The 21,371-nt window shown below is 50.3% G+C and carries 17 protein-coding genes; 13 read left to right on the top strand and 4 right to left on the bottom strand.

The annotated features are described in order from the left end of the window. Positions 1–156 precede the first annotated feature (156 nt). Positions 157–1,005, bottom strand: coding sequence for a formyltetrahydrofolate deformylase (gene purU, locus BMI79_RS02480; RefSeq protein WP_076940241.1), 849 nt, complete (start codon positions 1,003–1,005; stop codon positions 157–159). A gap of 60 nt (positions 1,006–1,065) precedes the next feature. Next, entirely contained in the window at positions 1,066–1,527 is a 462-nt protein-coding gene (locus BMI79_RS02475) for a YchJ family protein (RefSeq protein WP_076940240.1), read from the bottom strand. Between the two features lie 315 nt (positions 1,528–1,842). Here BMI79_RS02475 and rssA point away from each other — a divergent pair, with 315 nt between their 5' ends. The 5 genes from rssA (at position 1,843) to BMI79_RS02450 (ending at position 7,409) form a co-directional block, all read left to right on the top strand. Next, positions 1,843–2,760, top strand: coding sequence for a patatin-like phospholipase RssA (rssA, locus tag BMI79_RS02470; protein WP_083704350.1), 918 nt, complete (start codon positions 1,843–1,845; stop codon positions 2,758–2,760). 105 nt (positions 2,761–2,865) lie between these two features. After that, entirely contained in the window at positions 2,866–3,879 is a 1,014-nt protein-coding gene (gene rssB, locus BMI79_RS02465) for a two-component system response regulator RssB (RefSeq protein ID WP_076940390.1), read from the top strand. A 205-nt stretch (positions 3,880–4,084) separates the two neighbouring features. Further along, on the top strand, positions 4,085–5,002 hold the full coding sequence (gene galU / locus BMI79_RS02460) for a UTP--glucose-1-phosphate uridylyltransferase GalU (protein ID WP_076940239.1): 918 nt from the start codon (positions 4,085–4,087) through the stop codon (positions 5,000–5,002). Between the two features lie 43 nt (positions 5,003–5,045). Next, positions 5,046–6,389 (top strand): UDP-glucose dehydrogenase family protein, encoded by a 1,344-nt coding sequence (locus tag BMI79_RS02455; protein WP_076940238.1) that lies wholly within the window; start codon positions 5,046–5,048, stop codon positions 6,387–6,389. A 9-nt stretch (positions 6,390–6,398) separates the two neighbouring features. Beyond that, complete coding sequence (locus BMI79_RS02450; RefSeq protein WP_076940237.1) at positions 6,399–7,409, top strand: NAD-dependent epimerase; 1,011 nt, start codon at positions 6,399–6,401, stop codon at positions 7,407–7,409. Between the two features lie 153 nt (positions 7,410–7,562). Here the strand turns inward: BMI79_RS02450 and hns are convergent, their stop codons facing one another. After that, on the bottom strand, positions 7,563–7,970 hold the full coding sequence (gene hns, locus BMI79_RS02445) for a histone-like nucleoid-structuring protein H-NS (protein WP_021181225.1): 408 nt from the start codon (positions 7,968–7,970) through the stop codon (positions 7,563–7,565). A 696-nt stretch (positions 7,971–8,666) separates the two neighbouring features. Between hns and BMI79_RS02440 the strand changes: the two genes are divergently transcribed. Next, complete coding sequence (locus tag BMI79_RS02440) at positions 8,667–9,251, top strand: thymidine kinase (protein WP_076940236.1); 585 nt, start codon at positions 8,667–8,669, stop codon at positions 9,249–9,251. A gap of 167 nt (positions 9,252–9,418) precedes the next feature. Here BMI79_RS02440 and adhE read toward each other — a convergent pair whose 3' ends face one another. Next, positions 9,419–12,091 (bottom strand): bifunctional acetaldehyde-CoA/alcohol dehydrogenase, encoded by a 2,673-nt coding sequence (gene adhE, locus BMI79_RS02435; RefSeq protein ID WP_076940235.1) that lies wholly within the window; start codon positions 12,089–12,091, stop codon positions 9,419–9,421. Between the two features lie 603 nt (positions 12,092–12,694). Between adhE and BMI79_RS02430 the strand changes: the two genes are divergently transcribed. The 7 genes from BMI79_RS02430 (at position 12,695) to oppF (ending at position 21,369) form a co-directional block, all read left to right on the top strand. Next, a complete protein-coding gene (locus BMI79_RS02430; RefSeq protein WP_076940234.1) occupies positions 12,695–13,339 on the top strand; it encodes a YchE family NAAT transporter in 645 nt (214 codons plus the stop codon). Between the two features lie 704 nt (positions 13,340–14,043). Then, positions 14,044–15,681, top strand: coding sequence for an ABC transporter substrate-binding protein (locus BMI79_RS02425; protein ID WP_076940233.1), 1,638 nt, complete (start codon positions 14,044–14,046; stop codon positions 15,679–15,681). Between the two features lie 144 nt (positions 15,682–15,825). Next, the gene (oppA, locus tag BMI79_RS02420) at positions 15,826–17,463 is read left to right on the top strand and encodes an oligopeptide ABC transporter substrate-binding protein OppA (protein ID WP_076940232.1); all 1,638 of its coding nucleotides are present in this window, start codon (positions 15,826–15,828) and stop codon (positions 17,461–17,463) included. A 74-nt stretch (positions 17,464–17,537) separates the two neighbouring features. Then, positions 17,538–18,458, top strand: coding sequence for an oligopeptide ABC transporter permease OppB (gene oppB, locus BMI79_RS02415; protein WP_076940231.1), 921 nt, complete (start codon positions 17,538–17,540; stop codon positions 18,456–18,458). A 15-nt stretch (positions 18,459–18,473) separates the two neighbouring features. Then, the gene (gene oppC, locus BMI79_RS02410) at positions 18,474–19,379 is read left to right on the top strand and encodes an oligopeptide ABC transporter permease OppC (RefSeq protein WP_076940230.1); all 906 of its coding nucleotides are present in this window, start codon (positions 18,474–18,476) and stop codon (positions 19,377–19,379) included. A gap of 11 nt (positions 19,380–19,390) precedes the next feature. Beyond that, positions 19,391–20,374 (top strand): ABC transporter ATP-binding protein, encoded by a 984-nt coding sequence (gene oppD, locus BMI79_RS02405; RefSeq protein ID WP_076940229.1) that lies wholly within the window; start codon positions 19,391–19,393, stop codon positions 20,372–20,374. Then, positions 20,371–21,369 (top strand): murein tripeptide/oligopeptide ABC transporter ATP binding protein OppF, encoded by a 999-nt coding sequence (oppF, locus tag BMI79_RS02400; RefSeq protein WP_076940228.1) that lies wholly within the window; start codon positions 20,371–20,373, stop codon positions 21,367–21,369. The genes oppD and oppF overlap by 4 nt, the downstream gene beginning before the upstream one ends. The last annotated feature ends 2 nt before the right edge of the window (positions 21,370–21,371 follow it).

The following is a 21,371-nucleotide window of genomic DNA, read 5'->3' as shown; positions in this document are numbered from 1 at the left end:
TGGCCTTGCTTAACGAATGTCTGTCTCGGTAAGCGGGGCGCATCATATCAGATGAAGCGCTCGTGTAAAGCATTGAAATGCAGAAAATGAATTGTTTGCCGTTTTTTTATTCTTGGCGGTGTTTCCGTGAACGAAAGACACCGCTTTCTTGCACAACTACAGGATCACCGTGCGGTTGCCATACACGAATACCCGTTGCGCCAGCACACGATATAAAGCACGGCTGAGCACGTTTTTCTCTACATCGCGCCCGGCACGCATCATATCTTCTGCTGAATAGGTGTGATCGACATGAATGACATCCTGCATGATGATCGGGCCTTCATCCAGGCTGTCGTTCACGTAGTGTGCCGTGGCACCGATAATCTTCACGCCACGCTCATACGCCTGGTGGTAAGGGCGTGCGCCGATAAAGGCGGGCAGGAACGAATGGTGAATATTAATCACCTGATTCGGGTAGCGCTGCACGAATTCCGGCGTTAGAACGCGCATATATTTGGCCAGCACGACGTAGTCGGGCAAGTACTGATCGATCTGTGCCGCCATTTTCTGATCGTGCTGTTCGCGCGTCAGGCCTTCGTGGCTTACCAGATGGAAAGGAATATCGAAGCGCTCTACCAGCGTCTGCAATGTGGCGTGGTTACCAATAACGGCGGCGATTTCAACATCTAAACCACCATAAGCGCTTTTCATCAGCAGATCGCCCAGGCAGTGGGCCTCTTTGGTGACCAGCACCACGATGCGCCGGCGGCCCGCGCTGTGTAACTCGCGCACGGAACCTTGGGGTAATGCACCGTCCAGATCCGCCAGCAGCGTGGCATCGTTGAAAATCCCCTCCAGTTCGGTACGCATAAAGAAGCGGCCGGTCAGGTGATCCACAAATTCATTGTTCTGCACGATATTCAGTTCATGCTTGTAACAGATGTTGGTGATCTTGGCGATCAGCCCTTTGGCATCGGGGCAGATGGTGCGTAGAATTTTTCTTTGTACATTTTGGTGTGGCATGAGTATGTGGATCCTGTCTGATACTTAGAGCCTATCCCAGTAGGCTTTTAACTCGCAGGCTCATTGCCCGCAGCACTTTTTATATTTTTTGCCTGAACCGCAGGGGCACGTGGCATTTCGCCCCGGTTGGGGTTTGATTCCGTCGATATAGTACCAGCGTTGCCCAAGGCGAAGAAAGCGTGAACGTTCATGTATCGCACCAGGCTTAGCTGCGTCATCGGCGAAACGGGCCACGAACTCGACATAGCCTTCGTCGGCGTTGCTGCCAGCTTGTTCGTTCACCACCGTCAGGCCAAGCCATTCGGTGTGCGCGAAACTGCCGACAATCGCGCCACGTGACTCTTCTGCCCGGCAGTCTGGGTGCCAGGTAGCAATCAGATAATCTGCGCAGTGCTTTACATAGGCGGTATAGCGTGAACGCATCAGTTTGCCAGGGGTAGGGGCGTGCTGGTTGCCAGAAATCAACGGCTCGCAACAAAGGCTATACGCCAGCCCGCTGCCACAAGGGCATAATTCAGTCACAAGAGTGCCTCAAGGTGGTTGGCTAAGAGGTGTATCAGAGCCAAAGCTAAAATAAATTTATACCTTTCATACTTCAAGTTGCATTTGCGCGTTCACCCGAGTCACTTACTTGAGCAAGCTCCTGGGGATTATGAGCTTCAAAGAGGCTCACTCTGTGGGCCCGCGCTGTTCAAATCGGTCTTTACCCGGTTTGTCGTCTTCCTGCCGCTCGAATTATTTTGGGTATAGCGCATATGTTACCTAACATTATTCTTCAGTGACAATGTACCCTACGATCAAGGGTGAATGAATTCACCAAGCACAGGATGGCAGATAATGCGGAAAATCAAAATCGGGCTGGCATTAGGTGCAGGGGCCGCAAAAGGTTGGGCGCATATTGGGGTGATCAATGCGCTGCGAAAACGAGGAATTGAAATTGATATCGTTGCCGGTTGTTCGGTTGGTGCGCTAGTCGGTGCGGCGCTTGCTTGCCATCGGTTGCCAGCGATGGAGCACTGGGTGCGTTCATTCAGCTACTGGGACGTGATCCGGCTGATGGATCTTACCTGGCAGCGCGGTGGCTTATTACGTGGCGAACGGGTCTTCAATGCGGTCGGTCAACTATTGAAAGTTGATGATTTCGCCGATTGCGCGCTCAAATTTGGCGCTGTCACCACCAATCTCAGCACCGGGCGCGAACTGTGGATGACCAAAGGGGATATCCAACAGGCAATTCGTGCTTCCTGCAGTATGCCGGGGCTGCTGGCTCCTGTATGGTTTGAGGGGTATTGGCTGGTGGATGGTGCGTTAGTGAACCCGGTACCCATTTCACTGACCCGTGCGATGGGGGCAGATATTGTGATTGCGGTGGATTTACAACATGATGCACATCTGATGCAGCAGGATTTATTCTCGGTGCACAACACCGGTGAAGACGCCGCCAGCGAAGAGGCAAACAATACCATAATAGATAATTGGCGCGGGCGTCTGCGAGATCGCATCAACAAAGTGATGTTGAAGAAGCCCAGTTTTACACCGACCGCGATGGAAATCATGAGTACCTCAATCCAGATGCTGGAAAATCGGGTAAAACGGAATCGAATGGCCAGCGATCCCCCAGATGTCTTGATACAACCGTACTGCCCGCAGATATCCACGTTGGATTTTCATCGTGCGAGCGAGGCGATCGAAGCTGGCAGGTTGGCGGTCGAAAAACAGATAGATATCTTGGCGCCATTGATAAAAAATAAATAATTACCGGTTCTTAGAGTGGAATGATGCTGTTAGGGAGACTTTCGGCAGGCACAAGTGACCATTATGAGCCACTATTACATCATGAAAAGGGAAGAGGCTCGGCCGATGGTATTACCACTGACAAATAAGCACATCTTAATTGTTGAGGACGAACAGGTGTTTCGTTCGGTGCTTGTTGGCTATCTGAGATCGTTAGGTGCGCAAACCAGTGAGGCTGTTAATGGTTTGCTGGCGCTGAGTGCGGTTGAAGAAGTGAACCCTGATTTAATCCTGTGCGATCTGGCTATGCCAGAAATGAACGGTATTGAGTTTGTTGAACACCTGCGTCTGCAAGGGATACAAATCCCCGTGCTGGTGATCTCGGCGACCGATAAAATGGCGGATATTGCCAAGGTTTTGCGCTTGGGCGTGCAGGATGTGTTGTTAAAACCGCTTACCGACCTGAACCGTTTGCGTGAGGCAATATTGGAGTGCCTATACCCCAATATGTTTACGTCTCAGGCTATTGAAGAAGTTGAACTGCTGAAAGATTGGGATGCATTGAGCAAAAATCCTTCCGAGGCGGTGAGGTTGCTTAAACAATTACAACCGCCAGTGCAGCAGACAATTGCCCATTGTCGTATTAATTATCGTCAGTTAACGACGGCTGAAAGCCCCGGATTAGTGTTGGATATTGCTGCTTTATCAGATAAGGACCTGGCTTTTTATTGTCTGGATGTAACGCGCGCCGGTGATAATGGGATATTAGCCGCTTTATTGCTGCGCGCATTATTCAATGGATTGTTGCAGGATCATTTAGCAAATCAGCAACATCGCCTGCCGCAAATGTCAGCATTGTTAAAACAAGTTAATCAATTATTGCGTCAAGGGAAGCTGGAAGGGCAATTTCCACTGTTGGTTGGCTATTATCACGCCGAATATAAAAATCTGATCCTTGTTTCGGCCGGTTTGCATGCCAGCCTAAATACTGGCGATAATCAAATCCAGCTAAGCACGGGCATACCTTTGGGGACGTTGGGTGCCGCCTATATGAATCAGATCAACCAGCGTTGTGAGGCCTGGCAGTGTCAGGTATGGGGCAGTGGTGGCCGATTACGTTTGATGCTAAGTGCTGAATAAGACATCAATGACCCCTTTATCTTGCTACATTCTGCTATTTAAAATACCTATTTAGCGTCGGAATTTCGCTGTTGGGTAATTGTCTTAAATGCTCACTATTTGTCGTTGGTGTAATGCTCAGTAGCTTTAAGCTGGTATACTTCGTGAGTTTTTTTGTATAGCAGATTAAGTTCATAATTTGAGCTCGTATTATGGAGAGGAAATAATGCCTGCTTTAGATCGTAAAGTCAGAAAAGCGGTTATCCCCGTAGCAGGATTAGGCACGCGGATGTTGCCAGCAACGAAAGCCATTCCGAAAGAGATGCTGCCGCTGGTTGACAAACCGTTGATTCAGTATGTGGTAAATGAATGTATTGCCGCAGGAATCAACGAAATTATTTTGGTTAGCCATTCCTCTAAGAATTCCATTGAAAATCATTTTGACACCAGTTTCGAGTTGGAAGCGATGCTGGAAAAACGGGTGAAACGCCAACTGCTGGACGAGATTCAATCTATTTGCCCGAAAAATGTCACCTTGATGCAAGTGCGTCAAGGGGTTGCTAAAGGGCTTGGTCATGCGATCATGTGCGCTTATCCCTTGGTGGGCGATGAGCCAGTCGCCGTCGTGCTGCCAGACGTCATCCTTGATGAATACAGTGCCGATCTGCAAAAAGACAACCTGCGTGAAATGTTACAGCGCTTTGAACAAACCGGTATCAGTCAGATCATGGTTGAACCGGTACCGCATAAAGATGTCGGTAACTATGGCGTGGTCGATTGCCGAGGAGTGACGCTGCAGCCAGGTGAAAGCGCGCCGATGGTCAGCGTGGTTGAAAAGCCATCACCCGATGACGCGCCATCTGACTTGGCAATTGTAGGGCGTTATGTGCTTTCTGCCGATATCTGGGCACTGCTGGCTAAGACTCCACCGGGAGCCGGTGATGAAATTCAGCTCACCGATGCGATTGATATGCTGATGCAGAGAGAACCTGTAGAAGCCTATCACCTGAAAGGGGTGAGTCATGATTGTGGTAATAAATTGGGTTACATGCAGGCTTTTGTTGAATATGGCCTGCGCCATGCTAGCCTGGGGCAAGAATTTTCGTTGTGGCTTAAACACTTGGTGAAAGGCGCACAGAAATAATTTTATAGCGTATTGTCTTAATTTGAAAAACTAGGATTTTCCAATGAAAGTAACAGTTTTTGGTATTGGTTATGTTGGCTTGGTACAGGCCGCTGTGTTGGCTGAAGTTGGCCACGATGTCATGTGTATCGATGTAGACGAAAAGAAAGTGGAGAACCTTAAGAAGGGAAATATTCCCATTTTTGAACCTGGTCTAGCGCCGCTGGTGCAACAGAATTACGAGGCCGGGCGCCTGCACTTTACCACGGATGCCAAGGCAGGCGTGGCTCACGGTGCCATTCAGTTTATTGCGGTAGGCACGCCACCCGATGAAGACGGTTCTGCCGATCTAAAATATGTGACTGCCGTGGCTCGCACCATTGCTGAATACATGACCGATCCCAAAGTTGTGATTGATAAATCTACCGTGCCAGTGGGCACCGCAGATAAAGTGCGTGAAGTGATGAGCGAGACGCTAAGCAAACGCGGTGTTTCCATTGCGTTTGATGTGGTTTCCAACCCGGAATTCCTTAAAGAAGGGGCGGCGGTGGCTGACTGCATGCGTCCTGAGCGTATTGTTCTTGGCACCGATAATAAAGATGTTATCGAACCGCTGCGCGAATTATATGAACCGTTCAACCGCAATCACGATCGCATGATCCTGATGGATATTCGTAGTGCAGAGCTGACCAAGTATGCTGCTAACTGTATGCTGGCAACTAAAATCAGCTTTATGAATGAAATCTCTAATCTGGCAGAAATGCTGGGTGCGGATATTGAGAAAGTGCGCCAAGGTATCGGTTCTGATTCTCGCATCGGTTATCACTTTATTTATCCTGGCTGCGGTTATGGCGGTTCCTGTTTCCCGAAAGATGTTCAGGCGCTTATTCGCACGGCAGAGCATATCGGCTATCAGCCGAAGATTTTGCAGGCGGTAGAACAGGTAAACTCTCAGCAGAAATATAAGCTGACAGAGTTTATCAAGCGTCATTTTGGTCATGATGTGAAAGGTAAAACTTTTGCTCTCTGGGGCTTAGCTTTTAAACCCAACACTGATGATATGCGTGAGGCATCTAGCCGAGTGCTGATGGAAACACTGTGGGAATTAGGTGCTTCTGTGCAGGCCTACGATCCCGAAGCGATGACCGAAGCACAGCGTATCTATGGCCAGCGTGATGATTTGAAGTTGATGGGAACCAAAGAAGCAGCATTGCAGGGCGCCGACGCCTTGGTTATCTGCACCGAATGGCAGAATTTCCGTGCGCCAGATTTTGACGTCATGAAAAAAGCGCTCAAGCAGCCGGTAATTTTTGATGGGCGTAACCTGTTTGATCCAGAACGCTTACAGGCGCGCGGTTTTACTTATTATGGCATTGGTCGTGGCGCATCGATTAAGCCGGTCATTTAAGAGGTGAGCATGAAATTCCTGGTTACAGGCGCTGCAGGGTTTATTGGGTATCACGTAGTAGAGCGTTTGTTAGCCGCTGGGCATCAGGTTGTCGGTATCGACAACCTGAATGATTATTATGATGTCGGCTTGAAGCTGGCGCGGCTTGAGCTGCTGGCTGATAAACCCGCATTTCAATTTATCAAGCTGGATCTGGCCGATCGCAGCGGTATAGCCGGGCTTTTCGTCGCGCATCAGTTCGAACGTGTTATTCATCTTGGTGCTCAGGCTGGAGTGCGTTATTCGTTGGATAATCCGTTAGCCTATGCTGATGCAAACCTGATTGGTCATCTGAACATCCTCGAAGGCTGCAGGCATAATAAGGTAGGGCATTTACTGTATGCATCATCCAGCTCGGTATATGGCCTTAACCGTAAGTTGCCTTTTTCGACGGAAGACTCGGTCGATCACCCGATATCTTTGTATGCGGCAACCAAAAAAGCTAATGAATTGATGGCTCATAGTTATTCGCATTTATATGGGCTTCCTACAACGGGCTTACGCTTTTTCACCGTCTACGGTCCTTGGGGTCGTCCGGATATGGCTCTGTTTAAATTCACTAAAGCGATATTGGCGGGTGAGAGCATTGATGTATATAACCACGGCGAAATGCATCGTGACTTTACTTACATTGATGATATTACCGAGGCGGTCGTGCGTTTACAGGACATCGTTCCTCAGCCTAACGTCAATTGGACGGTTGAACAGGGTTCGCCAGCGACCAGTTCTGCGCCATATCATATTTATAATATCGGCAATAGTAGCCCGGTGAAACTAATGCAATATATCCATGCTCTGGAAAAGGCATTAGGTGTTACCGCTCGCAAGAATATGTTGCCGATGCAACCTGGCGATGTCATGGATACCAGTGCGGATACCGATGAGCTTTACCAAACTATCGGTTTTAAGCCTGAAATCAGCGTCGAAGAGGGCGTTAAGCGGTTTGTCACGTGGTATAAAACGTTTTATAAAGTTCAGTAAATGAACATCGGCAGGGTAAATAAAGGGGCTTCGGCCTCTTTTTTTTATGGGGTTGGCATCTGACTGATATCTTACAATGAAAGCCCATAAGGGACGTCTTGGAAAAGCAAAAAGCTCCCATAGGGAGCTTTTTGAGTGAGCTAAAAGCCGCTATTACAGCAGGAAATCGTCTAAGGATTTACCTTGTTCTTCGATGGCTTTTTTAATCACAGCCGGAGTACGGCCCTGGCCGGTCCAGGTCTTCATTTCGCCGTTTTCGTCTTTATATTGGTATTTAGCTGGGCGTGCTGCACGCTTCGCTTTACCTGCGGCTTTGGTTGCAGCCATAGTTTGCAGCAATTCGTTTGGATCAATACCATCAGCAATCAGCATTTCACGGTATTGCTGCAGCTTACGAGTGCGCTCTTCAATTTCTGCTTGCGCTTGGCTGTCTTCTTCGCGGCGCTCGTTAACCACAACTTCCAATTTCTCGAGCATCTCTTCCAGAGTTTCGAGGCTGCATTCTCTTGCCTGTGCACGCAGAGTGCGGATGTTGTTCAAAATCTTTAATGCTTCGCTCATTGTTCTAGTCTCAAATTATATTGGTGGGAGGCGTTTGGATAATAATAGAGTGCTCTTTTCTTTTCTGCAATAGCCAAATTGAAAAGAGTCCTACATTTATCTTTAAAAAAAACCGCTATTGAGAACTATCTTGCTAATAGCACGGGCGGGCCTAACTATTACGCCACATGTTTCTACGCTAAATTCTTAACGCTGCGTTGTGTGTTCATCAGCCTAAAAGGCATTTTACAGAGCAGTTATAATTGCGTTCTATAACAATATGAGGATGAGTTCTCTGGCTTAATCACTATCAGGAAACGCAAACATTGTAAACAACGGGGGGATATGCATAAAGATAACGTTGGTAAGGTCATATCATGTAAGAGTGCAATTAACGCCGTAAGAATTGGTGATAAGACTTTTAATAGTGTGTCTCTCCTTTCAGGCTTGCCCACCACCGGTCTGTCCATCCCCCTTTTGTTGCCATTAATGAGCTTGGTTAACCATTGGTAATAATTAAATTTTACTGTTTATGTAAGAGTATCCTGTAAATAGATGTAAAAATGGGCAAGCTTTGCAGCAAAATGCTTCATGCTTGTTGGCTTATTACCTGGTTCGAGAATGATTTGCGGGTAGGCTGAGTCTAGCTTAAGGATATGCTACACTGCTCAACGCATCTTTGACTGAATATTTCTTATACCACTGGAGTCGCGGGCCATGGCTCAACTTTATTTCTATTACTCTGCTATGAATGCAGGAAAATCCACCGCGTTATTACAATCTTCATATAACTATCAAGAACGTGGTATGCGAACCTTAGTGTTTACGGCTGAGATTGATCACCGCTTTGGTGTTGGTAAAGTCAGTTCGCGAATAGGGCTATCGTCACAGGCACAGCTCTATAATAAAGAAACGCAACTGTATACCATGATTAATCAAGAGCACCATCAGCAGCCCGTACACTGCGTTTTGGTTGATGAAAGCCAATTCCTGACGAAAGAGCAGGTAGAAGAGCTTTGTGAGGTGGTTGATCAACTGGATATTCCAGTACTGTGTTACGGCTTGCGCACGGACTTCCTTGGCGAGCTGTTTATTGGCAGCCACTATTTGCTGGCTTGGGCGGATAAGCTGGTAGAGCTGAAAACTATCTGCCACTGCGGCCGTAAAGCCAATATGGTGCTGCGTCTAGGGGAGAACGGCAAAGCGCTGCATGCGGGCGAGCAGGTGGTTATCGGCGGCAATGAAAGCTACGTCTCCGTATGCCGTAAACATTATAAAGAAGCGATAAAGACCCAGGAGTGATCTTGCCTCAGGGGGCCCACAGCGCGCTTCTGTGCGGTTTTAATTGAATGCCGGTAGCAGTGCACTGGTTTTTTGGTGAGATGAACATAGAAGGCGTTAAACGCCGTTTGAATGCCTATAAAAAACCCGCCTAAAAGGCGGGTTTTTTTGTCAGCTCAGAGAGCCTGTTACTTCTTGGACTTTTTTTCTGCCTTGGCGGCAACCGGAGCCACTACCGCAGCTTCTTCTGTGGCTTCGCTGAATTCGCGGCCATAGAAGGTATCCAGCATGATTTGCTTCAGTTCAGCAATCAGCGGATAACGTGGGTTAGCACCGGTACACTGATCATCAAACGCGTCTTCAGACAGTTTGTCGACCTTAGCCAGGAAGTCCGCTTCCTGCACGCCAGCTTCACGGATAGAAGCTGGGATGCCCAGTTCTGCTTTGATCTCGTCCAGCCATTTCAGCAGTTTCTCGATCTTCTGCGCCGTGCGGTCGCCCGCAGCACTCAGGCCGAGGTGATCGGCGATCTCAGCGTAGCGACGACGTGCCTGTGGGCGGTCATACTGGCTGAATGCGGTCTGCTTGGTCGGGTTATCGTTCGCGTTATAGCGGATAACGTTAGAGATCAACATGGCATTGGCCAAGCCGTGCGGGATATGGAACTCGGAGCCCAGTTTGTGGGCCATGGAGTGACATACACCCAGGAAGGCGTTGGCGAACGCAATACCGGCGATAGTCGCGGCGTTGTGAACACGTTCACGAGCGACCGGGTTCTTCGCGCCTTCTTTATAGCTGGCTGGCAGATATTCTTTCAGCAGTTTCAGCGCTTGCAGCGCCTGGCCGTCTGAATATTCGTTGGCCAGTACAGAAACATAAGCTTCCAGGGCATGAGTCACCGCATCCAGGCCGCCGAAGGCGCACAGGGATTTCGGCATGTTCATCACTAGGTTGGCATCGACAATCGCCATATCCGGGGTCAGCGCATAGTCTGCCAGAGGATATTTCTGGCCAGTAGCGTCATCGGTCACTACCGCAAACGGCGTTACTTCTGAGCCGGTACCTGAAGTGGTGGTGACGGCGATCATCTTCGCTTTCACACCCATTTTCGGGAACTTATAGATACGCTTACGGATATCCATAAAGCGCAGCGCCAGATCTTCGAAGTGGGTTTCAGGATGTTCGTACAGCACCCACATGATTTTCGCGGCGTCCATCGGTGAACCACCACCCAGCGCGATGATCACGTCCGGCTTGAAGGAGTTCATCTGCTCTGCACCCTTACGGACGATGCTCAGCGTTGGGTCGGCTTCTACTTCAAAGAACACTTCAGTTTCAATACCGTGCGATTTCAGAACTTTGGTGATCTGATCGGCATAGCCGTTATTGAACAGATAGCGGTCGGTCACGATAAAGGCGCGTTTTGCCCCATCGGTAGCCACTTCTTCCAGCGCGATAGGCAGTGAGCCACGGCGGAAGTAGATTGATTTAGGAAGTTTGTGCCACAACATGTTTTCTGCTCGCTTCGCTACAGTTTTCTTGTTGATCAGGTGTTTTGGACCGACGTTTTCAGAGATGGAGTTACCACCCCATGAACCGCAGCCCAGCGTCAGCGATGGCGCGAGTTTAAAGTTGTACAGGTCACCGATACCACCCTGAGAAGCCGGGGTGTTGATCAGAATACGTGCGGTTTTCATCTTGTCGCCGAAGTACTCAACGCGCGCAGTCTGGTTGTCTTGGTCGGTATACAGGCAAGAAGTGTGGCCAATACCGCCCATAGCGACCAGTTTTTCGGCTTTGCTGACCGCGTCTTCGAAGTCTTTGGCACGATACATGGCCAGAGTCGGCGACAGTTTTTCGTGGGCAAACGGCTCGGATTCGTCAACCAGTTTCACTTCACCGATCAGGATCTTGGTGTTGGCAGGGACTTTAAGACCGGCCATTTCAGCGATTTTTGGTGCGGACTGGCCGACGATGGCGGCATTCAGGCCACCATTTTTCAGGATGATATCCTGCACGGCTTTCAGCTCTTTACCCTGCAGCAGGTAGCCACCATGGGAAGCGAAACGCTCGCGGACGGCATCGTACACAGAGTCAACCACGATAACTGACTGTTCAGAGGCACAGATAACGCCGCTGTCGAAGGTTTTCGACATCAGGATAGACGCCACAACGCGCTTGATATCGGCAGTCTCATCAACCACTACCGGTGTATTACCGGCGCCCACACCGATAGCCGGTTTGCCGGAGCTGTAAGCTGCTTTCACCATGCCTGGGCCACCGGTGGCCAGAATCAGGTTGATGTCTGGGTGGTGCATCAGTTGGTTAGAAAGATCAACGGTAGGCTGATCGATCCAGCCGACGATATCTTTTGGTGCACCCGCTGCGATAGCGGCCTGCAGCACAATGTCTGCAGCTTTATTGGTAGCGTTTTTCGCACGTGGGTGTGGCGAGAAAATAATACCGTTACGGGTCTTCAGGCTGATCAGTGCTTTAAAGATGGCGGTAGAGGTTGGGTTGGTGGTAGGCACGATACCGCAAATCAGGCCAATCGGTTCTGCGATAGTGATGGTACCAAAAGTATCGTCTTCTGAGAGGATACCGCAGGTTTTTTCATCTTTATAAGCGTTGTAGATATATTCAGAAGCGAAGTGGTTTTTGATCACTTTATCTTCAACGATACCCATGCCTGATTCTTCAACGGCCATTTTAGCCAGGGGAATACGGGCATCGGCGGCGGCGAGGGCAGCAGCGCGGAAAATTTTATCAACCTGCTCTTGCGAGAAGTTGGCATACTCGCGCTGGGCTTTCTTGACACGTGCTACAAGCTCGTTCAGTTCAGCGACATTCGTTACAGCCATAATGCTCTCCTGATAATGTTAAACTCTTTCAGTGAATAAGCCGTTCGAGCAACTAGTATAGCTTTGTGAGAGAAGGGTGTCTGTTAAGGCACCATGGCTTTCTCGTCTTTGGCGGCTCGCACTGCTGATTAACTTAAAGAGCTTCTAGTCGAGTAGAGGAACAGCGATGCGCTCTGAAACCTGTTCTACCTTCTGACTATGACAAAGAGCTTAACTATTCCTGAGTAGTTGTTTTGTGATTTAAATCATAAAAATCGCAAGCTGACACCTTTCAGCAAGTGTTTGTTGATAATTACTCTCATTTGTTTGAGTGCTATCGGTGTTTTCACACTTAAAACATCAATGGCCATACAGTTAGTTAACAATGGAGAATTACTTTGTAACATTCTGGCATCGCAGATAAAAATGCTGTACTCAGTGGATGGATTACTGGACCCGATTCCATTACATTAGCGCGCGTATGCTGGGGTAAGCAGGCGTTGCAAAACCAGCGGCAGGCGAGCCAGCCCCGGTGGGCTTACACTGATAGGTAACTCGGTGAGGGGCGCTGATTCCCCTGATACAGGCAGTGTCTCTTTTACAGCTATTTATGCGGAGTTTTTCGTGGGCCAATCTCTGTTGGATTTTTCTGTCTATATCAAGTTTTTTGTTGGCTTGTTTGCATTGGTAAACCCGGTGGGTATTTTACCGGTCTTTATTAGTATGACCAGTTATCAGGCGGAGGCAGGGCGCAATAGAACCAACCTGACGGCCAACCTGTCGGTAGCGATTATTTTGTGGACTTCGCTGTTTCTGGGGGAGGCCATACTGCGCGTGTTTGGTATTTCCATCGACTCTTTCCGCATCGCCGGTGGGATCCTGGTTGTAAGCATTGCGATGTCGATGATCAGCGGCAAGTTAGGTGAAGACAAACAGAACAAACAAGAAAAATCAGAAAGTGCCATTCGTGAAAGCATCGGTGTGGTGCCCTTGGCACTGCCGCTGATGGCGGGGCCGGGGGCGATCAGCTCGACTATTGTCTGGAGTTCGCGTTACCACAGTTGGCAGAATCTGTTAGGTTTCAGCCTGGCCGTTGCCGTGTTTGCTTTCTGCTGCTGGTTGCTGTTCCGGGCTGCGCCATTGCTGGTGCGTTTACTGGGGCAGACCGGAATCAACGTTGTTACGCGTATCATGGGCCTGTTGCTGATGGCATTGGGTATCGAATTTATTGTCACTGGTATCAAAGCGATATTTCCGGGATTGTTATAGCCACGAATATACGCTAACTGCGAGCCTCTTTCCTGAGGCTCGCAGCTTAGGGGCTCAACTCTTTTTTATCCGTCCAACGTAAACATTATTCTGCTTTAATTAACGACGGCATCTGCTTGGTTTTTATTCTATTTTACGCCACTGCAGCAAACACCTGCCTGTAGCAGCCAATAAAACACCTAGTATTATTTCCAGTATCTTTTATAAGCCTATTTCTGCCGCTTTTCTCCTTTGCTAATCAAATCTGCTGTTAATTTAATCACATCATTCTGTAGGGCTTGTCTCCGTATCATCCAGGTGTTATTAGTGATAAACCGCACATAAGCAGGTGTTTATTCTTTGAACTGCCTTTTTGTTAACGAAATGTTTCTGTTTTGGCTTTTTTGCTGAGTCAGCAACGAGTAATCAGAAGATTTCCTTTTTTACTTAATAAAATCATTAAATTAAATTTAGAGGGTGATTTCTATCAGGAGGGGTGGGAGTGACGTTATGGGGGTGAAAAGCGAAACACTTAACAAATTTGCAAAATTTATTGGCTAAGGATTTTTGCTTCTGCTAGTTTCCGAGCAACTTCACTGCTGATAATTCTTAGTTTTTCGCGTAAAGCAGGAATGAATTTTGTGAGTATTATTTTATTTGGTTTTTTTACTAAATATTTCAAAGTATGACCAATTCATATTTGCTCGATAAAAGGAACCTTCAGGATGCAGCAAACCATCAAGTACACATCGTTGGTAGCGATGATTGCTGGAATATTAGGCGGAACAGGCGTTAATTGCGCACAGGCTGCGAATGTGCCCACTGGCGTAACGCTGGCAGAGCAACAGCACATCGTGATCAACAACGGTTCGGAAGTGGCTTCATTGGATCCGCATAAAGTCGAAGGCAACCCTGAAAGTAATATTATCCTCAATCTGCTGGAGGGCTTGGTCAGCACCGATGCCAATGGTCAACTGGTACCGGCCGTGGCGGAGCGCTGGGAAAATACTCATTATCAGACTTGGACATTCCATTTGCGCAAAGACGCGGTGTGGAGTGACGGTTCGCCGGTCACCGCACAAGATTTTGTCTACAGCTGGCGGCGTTTGGCCGATCCTAAGACCGGTTCTCCTTATACCAGCTATTTGCAGTATGCCAGGCTCGATAACGTTGACGAGATCCTTAGCGGTAAAAAACCTGCGCAAGCGCTTGGGGTAAAGGCTATTGACGATCGCACCCTGCAGGTCACGCTGAGTGAGCCGGTACCGTACTTTGTCAGCATGCTTTCCCATACGTCGATGAAGCCCGTAAAACAATCTGTGGTGGAGCGTTTTGGTGACAAATGGACGTTGCCACAGAACTACGTCGGTAACGGTGCCTACCGCCTGAAAGCGTGGATCGTTAACGAGCGCATTGTGCTTGAGCGCAGCCCGAGCTATTGGAACAATAAAAAAACGGTGATTGAACAGGCGACGTTCCTGCCGTTGTCCTCTGAGGTGAGTGATATCAACCGCTATCGCAGCGGCGAAATTGATATTACCAATAGCGCCATTCCACCGAATCTCTACGCTAAAATGAAGCGCGAGATCCCTGAGCAACTGCACGTTAACCCCTATTTGTGCACTTTCTACTACGAAATCAATAATCAACGCGCGCCATTCACCGATGCGCGCGTGCGCGCGGCCGTTAAGATGACGTCGGATCGCGACCTTATCGCCAAACAGATCATGGGCCAGGGGCAAATTCCGGCTTACACCTATACACCGAGCTTTATCGCCGGGGGAGCCTTTGCCCAACCGGAATGGGCTGGCTGGACGCAGGAAAAACGCAACGCAGATGCTCAAAAGCTGTTACAGGCAGCGGGATTCAGCGCGGAAAAACCACTTCAGTTCACCTTGCTGTACAACACGTCTGATCAGAATAAACAGCAGGCGATAGCGGCGGCCTCCATGTGGAAGAAAAACCTGGGCGCTGAGGTTACATTGCAGAACCAGGAGTGGAAAACGTCGTTGCAGAGTCGCCATGAGGGCCAGTTCGATGTCGCTCGCGCCACCTGGTGCGGGGATTACAACGAGCCGAGCGCCTTTCTCAATATGCTGCTTTCCAACAGCAGTAATAATACCTTTTTCTATAAGAGCCCGGCGTTTGACGCACTGCTTGGCAGCACGCTAAAAGCGCCGGACGCCGCCGCGCGCGCGGCTATTTATCAGCAGGCAGAAACGCTGCTGGATAAGGATTCTGCCTTGATCCCGGTGTATTACCGGGTTAGCGCACGCTTGGTTAAACCCACGGTCGGCGGTTTTACCGGCAAAGATCCGCTTGATTATGTTGATGTGAAAAACTTTTACATCATCAAGCAGTAACGACGGGTATTACCGGCAACAACGGTAATACAGAGCAAAGGCTGCGCCGTGTCGTTCCGCGGCGGCTGGCCAAAATCCCACCCGGTCAACGGGCAACGCAGAACCCATGATGGTTCTGTGATAATAAAAACTGGAGTTAACGATATGACCAACATCACAAAAAAATCACTCCTGGCTGCCGGTATTATTGCCGCGCTGGGGATTACAGCAATGGGAAGTGCGATCGCGGCTGAGGTGCCAGCGGGGGTACAGCTGGCAGACAAGCAGGAAATCGTTAAAAACAACGGTGCAGAAGTACAGTCTCTCGACCCGCACAAAATTGAAGGGGTGCCAGAGAACAACGTTACCCGCGATCTGATCGAAGGGTTGGCTAACACTACACCGGATGGTTCCATCGTTCCGGGCGCGGCAGAAAGCTGGGATAACAAAGACTTTAAAGTGTGGACCTTCCATCTGCGTAAAGACGCTAAGTGGTCTAACGGCCAACCGGTGACGGCGCAGGATTTTGTCTATAGCTGGCAGCGTATTGTCGATCCGAAAACCGCATCTCCTTATGCCAGCTACCTGCAATATGCCCACGTAGAGAACGTTGATGACATCATTGCCGGTAAAAAAGACAAATCCACCTTGGGCGTGAAAGCCATTGACGATCACACTTTCCAGGTCACGCTGACCGAACCGGTGCCTTATCTGGTGGAAATGACCCAGCACTACGCCATGAAGCCGGTCAATAAAGAAGCGGTAGAGAAGTTTGGCGAGAAATGGACTCTGCCACAGAACTACGTCAGCAACGGCGCCTATAAGCTGAAAGACTGGGTGGTGAACGAACGTATCGTGCTGGAGCGTAACCCAGAATATTGGGATAACGCCAAAACGGTAATCGATAAAGTGACCTTCCTGCCGATCTCATCGGAAGTGACCGATGTAAACCGCTACCGCACCGGCGAGATCGACATGACCTATAATAACTTGCCGATCGAACTGTTCCAGAAGCTGAAAAAAGAGATCCCGAATGAAGTGCGCGTAGCGCCTTATGTTTGCACCTATTACTACGAAATGAACAATCAGAAAGCGCCGTTTACCGATGCACGCGTGCGTGAGGCACTGAAACTGGGGCTGGATCGCGATATTATCGTCAATAAAGTCAAAAATCAGGGCGATCTGCCAGCGTACAGCTACACTCCGCCTTACGTTGATGGCGCAAAATTAACCGCACCAGAGTGGTTCGGCTGGACGCAGGAAAAACGTAATGAAGAAGCGAAAAAGCTGTTGGCTGAGGCAGGCTATGGCCCAGGCAAGCCGCTGACTTTCTCATTGTTATACAACACTTCCGATCTACATAAAAAACTGGCGATTGCTGCCGCCTCGATCTGGAAGAAAAACCTGGGTGTGGATGTGAAGCTGGTGAACCAGGAGTGGAAAACCTTCCTGGATAGCCGCCATCAGGGGAATTTTGACGTTGCACGTGCTGCTTGGTGTGCAGACTACAACGAGCCTAGCGCTTTCGTGAATACGATGCTGTCGGACAGCAGCAACAACACCTCACATTATAAAAACCCGGTGTTCGATAAGTTAGTGGCTGACACACTGCAAGCCAAAACTAAAGAAGAGCGCGCAGCGCTGTATCAGAAAGCCGAAGCTCAGTTGGATAAAGATTCCGTCATCGCGCCCGTTTATTATTATGTGAATGCCCGCCTGGTGAAACCTTACGTTGGTGGTTACACCGAGACCGACCCGCTTGATAACGTGTACGACAAAAACCTGTACATCATCAAGCATTGATACGGTAAGGATCGGTGGCGTAAGCCGCCGGTCCATTTTCAGACGATAAGCCGTTATCAGGCTGGAGCAGGGCTATGCTTAAATTTATCTTTCGTCGCCTGTTAGAGGCGATCCCAACGCTATTTATTCTTATCACCATCTCCTTCTTTATGATGCGCCTGGCACCCGGTAGCCCATTTACCGGCGAGCGCGCATTACCGCCAGAAGTCATGGCCAATATTGAAGCCAAATACCATTTGAACGACCCAATCTGGAAACAGTACGGGCATTATCTGGTGCAATTGTCGAAAGGCGATTTCGGCCCGTCGTTTAAATACAAAGACTATTCGGTGAACGATTTGGTGGCCGCCTCCTTCCCGGTTTCAGCCAAGCTGGGTTTTGCCGCCTTTATGCTGGCAGTGGTGCTGGGCGTCAGCGCCGGGGTGATCGCTGCGCTGAAGCAGAACACCAAATGGGACTACACGGTAATGGGGTTTGCCATGACTGGCGTGGTGATCCCCAGTTTTGTGGTAGCGCCGTTGTTGGTGCTGATTTTCGCTATCACCTTGAAATGGCTGCCCGGCGGCGGCTGGAATGGCGGGGCACCGAAGTTCATGATCCTGCCGATGGTGGCGTTATCGCTGGCCTATATTGCCAGCATCGCCCGTATTACCCGTGGCTCGATGATCGAAGTGCTGCACTCCAACTTTATCCGCACAGCGCGCGCCAAAGGTTTGCCGATGCGCCGCATTATTTTCCGTCATGCCCTGAAACCCGCGCTGCTGCCGGTGCTGTCGTATATGGGGCCGGCGTTTGTTGGCATCATCACCGGTTCGATGGTGATTGAAACCATCTATGGTCTGCCGGGGATTGGCCAGCTATTTGTCAACGGGGCGTTAAACCGTGACTACTCGCTGGTACTGAGCCTGACCATTCTGGTGGGCGCTCTGACCATTCTGTTTAATGCGATCGTCGACGTGCTGTACGCGGTGATCGATCCGAAAATCCGTTATTAATCTGGAGCACGTCTCATGTTGACGAAAAAGAACAGCGAAGCTCTGGAAAACTTCAGTGAGAAGCTGGAAGTTGAAGGGCGCAGTCTGTGGCAGGATGCGCGCCGCCGCTTTATACATAACCGTGCGGCGGTAACCAGCCTGTTTGTGTTGGCGCTGATAACCCTGTTTGTGGTCTTTGCGCCCTGGTTGTCACAGTTTGCCTATGATGACACCGATTGGGCGATGATGTCGGCCGCGCCAAGTATTGAGTCGGCACACTATTTTGGCACGGACTCCTCCGGGCGCGATCTGCTGGTGCGCGTAGCGATTGGCGGGCGAATTTCGCTGATGGTTGGCGTGGCCGCTGCGCTGGTAGCGGTGGTGGTCGGCACGCTGTATGGTGCGATGTCCGGTTATCTGGGGGGCAAAATCGACTCGGTGATGATGCGCCTGCTGGAAATCCTTAACTCCTTCCCGTTTATGTTTTTTGTGATCCTGCTGGTGACGTTCTTCGGGCAAAACATCCTGCTGATCTTTGTGGCGATCGGCATGGTGTCGTGGCTGGATATGGCACGTATCGTGCGCGGCCAGACCTTGAGCCTGAAGCGCAAAGAGTTTATCGAAGCGGCGCTGGTTTGTGGCGTTTCGACGCGCAATATCGTGTTGCGCCATATCGTGCCAAACGTGCTGGGCGTGGTGGTGGTCTATGCCTCGCTGCTGGTGCCGAGCATGATCCTGTTTGAATCCTTCCTGAGCTTTTTGGGATTAGGAACGCAGGAGCCGTTAAGCAGTTGGGGGGCATTACTCAGCGATGGCGCCAACTCGATGGAGGTTTCACCCTGGTTGCTGCTGTTCCCGGCAGGCTTCCTGGTGGTCACTCTGTTCTGTTTCAACTTTATCGGCGATGGCCTGCGTGATGCCCTCGATCCGAAAGATCGCTAAGGAGTGCCATCATGAGCATTATTGAAAATCCATTGCTGCTGGACGTCAACGATCTGCGCGTGACCTTTGCCACGCCAGATGGCGACGTTACGGCAGTAAACGATCTTAACTTCGATCTGCGTGCTGGCGAAACCTTAGGTATTGTGGGCGAGTCCGGCTCCGGCAAATCGCAAACGGCTTTTGCACTGATGGGCCTGCTGGCCAGCAATGGCCGCATCGGTGGTTCGGCGAAGTTTAACGGCCGTGAGATCCTCAACCTGCCAGAAAGCCAGTTGAACAAGCTGCGGGCTGAAGAGATCTCGATGATCTTCCAAGACCCGATGACGTCGCTCAACCCCTATATGCGCGTCGGCGAGCAGCTGATGGAAGTGCTGATGCTGCATAAGAAAATGAGCAAAAGCGAAGCCTTTGAAGAATCGGTACAGATGCTGGATGCGGTAAAAATGCCAGAGGCGCGTAAGCGTATGCGCATGTATCCGCATGAATTTTCCGGCGGCATGCGCCAACGGGTGATGATCGCCATGGCGCTGTTATGTCGGCCCAAATTGCTGATCGCCGATGAGCCCACGACGGCGCTGGACGTGACGGTGCAGGCGCAGATCATGACGTTGCTGAATGAGCTGAAGCGTGAGTTCAATACGGCAATCATCATGATTACCCATGATTTGGGGGTAGTAGCGGGGATTTGCAACAAAGTATTGGTGATGTATGCCGGTCGCACCATGGAATACGGCAGCGCGCGTGATGTGTTTTATCGCCCGAGCCATCCTTATTCGATTGGGCTACTGAATGCGGTACCACGGTTGGACGCTGAAGGTGAATCGCTGATGACCATCCCAGGTAACCCGCCAAACCTGCTGCGTTTACCCAAGGGGTGCCCGTTCCAGCCACGTTGCCCGTATGCCATGGAACAGTGCGCGAGTGCTCCGCCGCTGGAGCAGTTTGGTGAAGGGCGCTTGCGCGCCTGTTTCAAGCCGGTGGAGGCATTGGTATGACTGCAACCGATAAAAAAGTGCTGCTCGAAGTGGCCGATTTAAAAGTGCATTTCGATATTCACGATGACAAACAGTGGTTCTGGCAGGCACCGAAAACCCTGAAAGCGGTCGATGGGGTTACCTTACGGCTGTTCGAAGGTGAAACCTTGGGAGTGGTTGGGGAGTCTGGCTGCGGTAAATCCACCTTTGCCCGCGCGATTATCGGCCTGGTGAAAGCGACCAGCGGCCGGGTTGCCTGGTTGGGGAAAGATCTGCTGGGGATGAGCGATGCTGATTGGCGCAAAACCCGCAGCGATATCCAAATGATCTTCCAGGATCCGCTGGCTTCGCTTAACCCGCGCATGACCATCGGCGAAATCATCGCCGAACCTTTGCGCACCTATCATCCGAAAATGCCGCGCCAGGAAGTGAAGGACAAAGTGAAAGCGATGATGATGAAGGTAGGCCTGCTGCCGAACTTGATCAACCGCTATCCGCATGAATTCTCGGGGGGGCAGTGCCAGCGTATCGGTATTGCCCGCGCGCTGATCCTGGAACCGAAACTGGTGATTTGTGATGAACCGGTTTCGGCGCTGGACGTGTCGATTCAGGCGCAGGTGGTGAATCTGCTGCAGCAGCTGCAGCGCGAGATGGGGCTGTCGCTGATCTTTATCGCCCACGATCTGGCGGTGGTGAAGCACATCTCCGATCGCGTGCTGGTGATGTATTTGGGCCATGCTGTGGAGTTAGGAACCTATGATGAGGTGTATCATAACCCGCAGCACCCTTACACCAAGGCGCTGATGTCGGCGGTGCCGATCCCGGATCCGGACAAAGAGAAGGGCAAGCAGATCCAGCTGTTGGAGGGGGAACTACCGTCACCGATCAACCCGCCGTCCGGCTGCGTGTTCCGCACGCGCTGCCCGATCGCCGGGCCTGAGTGCGCCAAGACGCGCCCGCTGTTGGAGGGGAGTTTCCGCCATGCGGTATCCTGCCTGAAGGTAGATCCGCTTTGATT

The organism is Serratia oryzae (assembly GCF_001976145.1).
Classification (GTDB): Bacteria; Pseudomonadota; Gammaproteobacteria; order Enterobacterales; family Enterobacteriaceae; genus Chania; species Chania oryzae.
This window is presented reverse-complemented; position numbering and strand designations above follow the sequence as displayed.

Excerpts from the sequence above, each read along its gene's own strand:
- purU (WP_076940241.1), bottom strand. The coding sequence starts at position 1,005 with ATGCCACACCAAAATGTACAAAGAAAAATTCTACGCACCATCTGCCCC.
- rssA (WP_083704350.1), top strand. The coding sequence starts at position 1,843 with ATGCGGAAAATCAAAATCGGGCTGGCATTAGGTGCAGGGGCCGCAAAA.
- rssB (WP_076940390.1), top strand. The coding sequence starts at position 2,866 with ATGGTATTACCACTGACAAATAAGCACATCTTAATTGTTGAGGACGAA.
- galU (WP_076940239.1), top strand. The coding sequence starts at position 4,085 with ATGCCTGCTTTAGATCGTAAAGTCAGAAAAGCGGTTATCCCCGTAGCA.
- BMI79_RS02455 (WP_076940238.1), top strand. The coding sequence starts at position 5,046 with ATGAAAGTAACAGTTTTTGGTATTGGTTATGTTGGCTTGGTACAGGCC.
- BMI79_RS02450 (WP_076940237.1), top strand. The coding sequence starts at position 6,399 with ATGAAATTCCTGGTTACAGGCGCTGCAGGGTTTATTGGGTATCACGTA.
- hns (WP_021181225.1), bottom strand. The coding sequence starts at position 7,970 with ATGAGCGAAGCATTAAAGATTTTGAACAACATCCGCACTCTGCGTGCA.
- BMI79_RS02440 (WP_076940236.1), top strand. The coding sequence starts at position 8,667 with ATGGCTCAACTTTATTTCTATTACTCTGCTATGAATGCAGGAAAATCC.
- adhE (WP_076940235.1), bottom strand. The coding sequence starts at position 12,091 with ATGGCTGTAACGAATGTCGCTGAACTGAACGAGCTTGTAGCACGTGTC.
- BMI79_RS02425 (WP_076940233.1), top strand. The coding sequence starts at position 14,044 with ATGCAGCAAACCATCAAGTACACATCGTTGGTAGCGATGATTGCTGGA.
- oppA (WP_076940232.1), top strand. The coding sequence starts at position 15,826 with ATGACCAACATCACAAAAAAATCACTCCTGGCTGCCGGTATTATTGCC.
- oppB (WP_076940231.1), top strand. The coding sequence starts at position 17,538 with ATGCTTAAATTTATCTTTCGTCGCCTGTTAGAGGCGATCCCAACGCTA.
- oppC (WP_076940230.1), top strand. The coding sequence starts at position 18,474 with ATGTTGACGAAAAAGAACAGCGAAGCTCTGGAAAACTTCAGTGAGAAG.
- oppD (WP_076940229.1), top strand. The coding sequence starts at position 19,391 with ATGAGCATTATTGAAAATCCATTGCTGCTGGACGTCAACGATCTGCGC.
- oppF (WP_076940228.1), top strand. The coding sequence starts at position 20,371 with ATGACTGCAACCGATAAAAAAGTGCTGCTCGAAGTGGCCGATTTAAAA.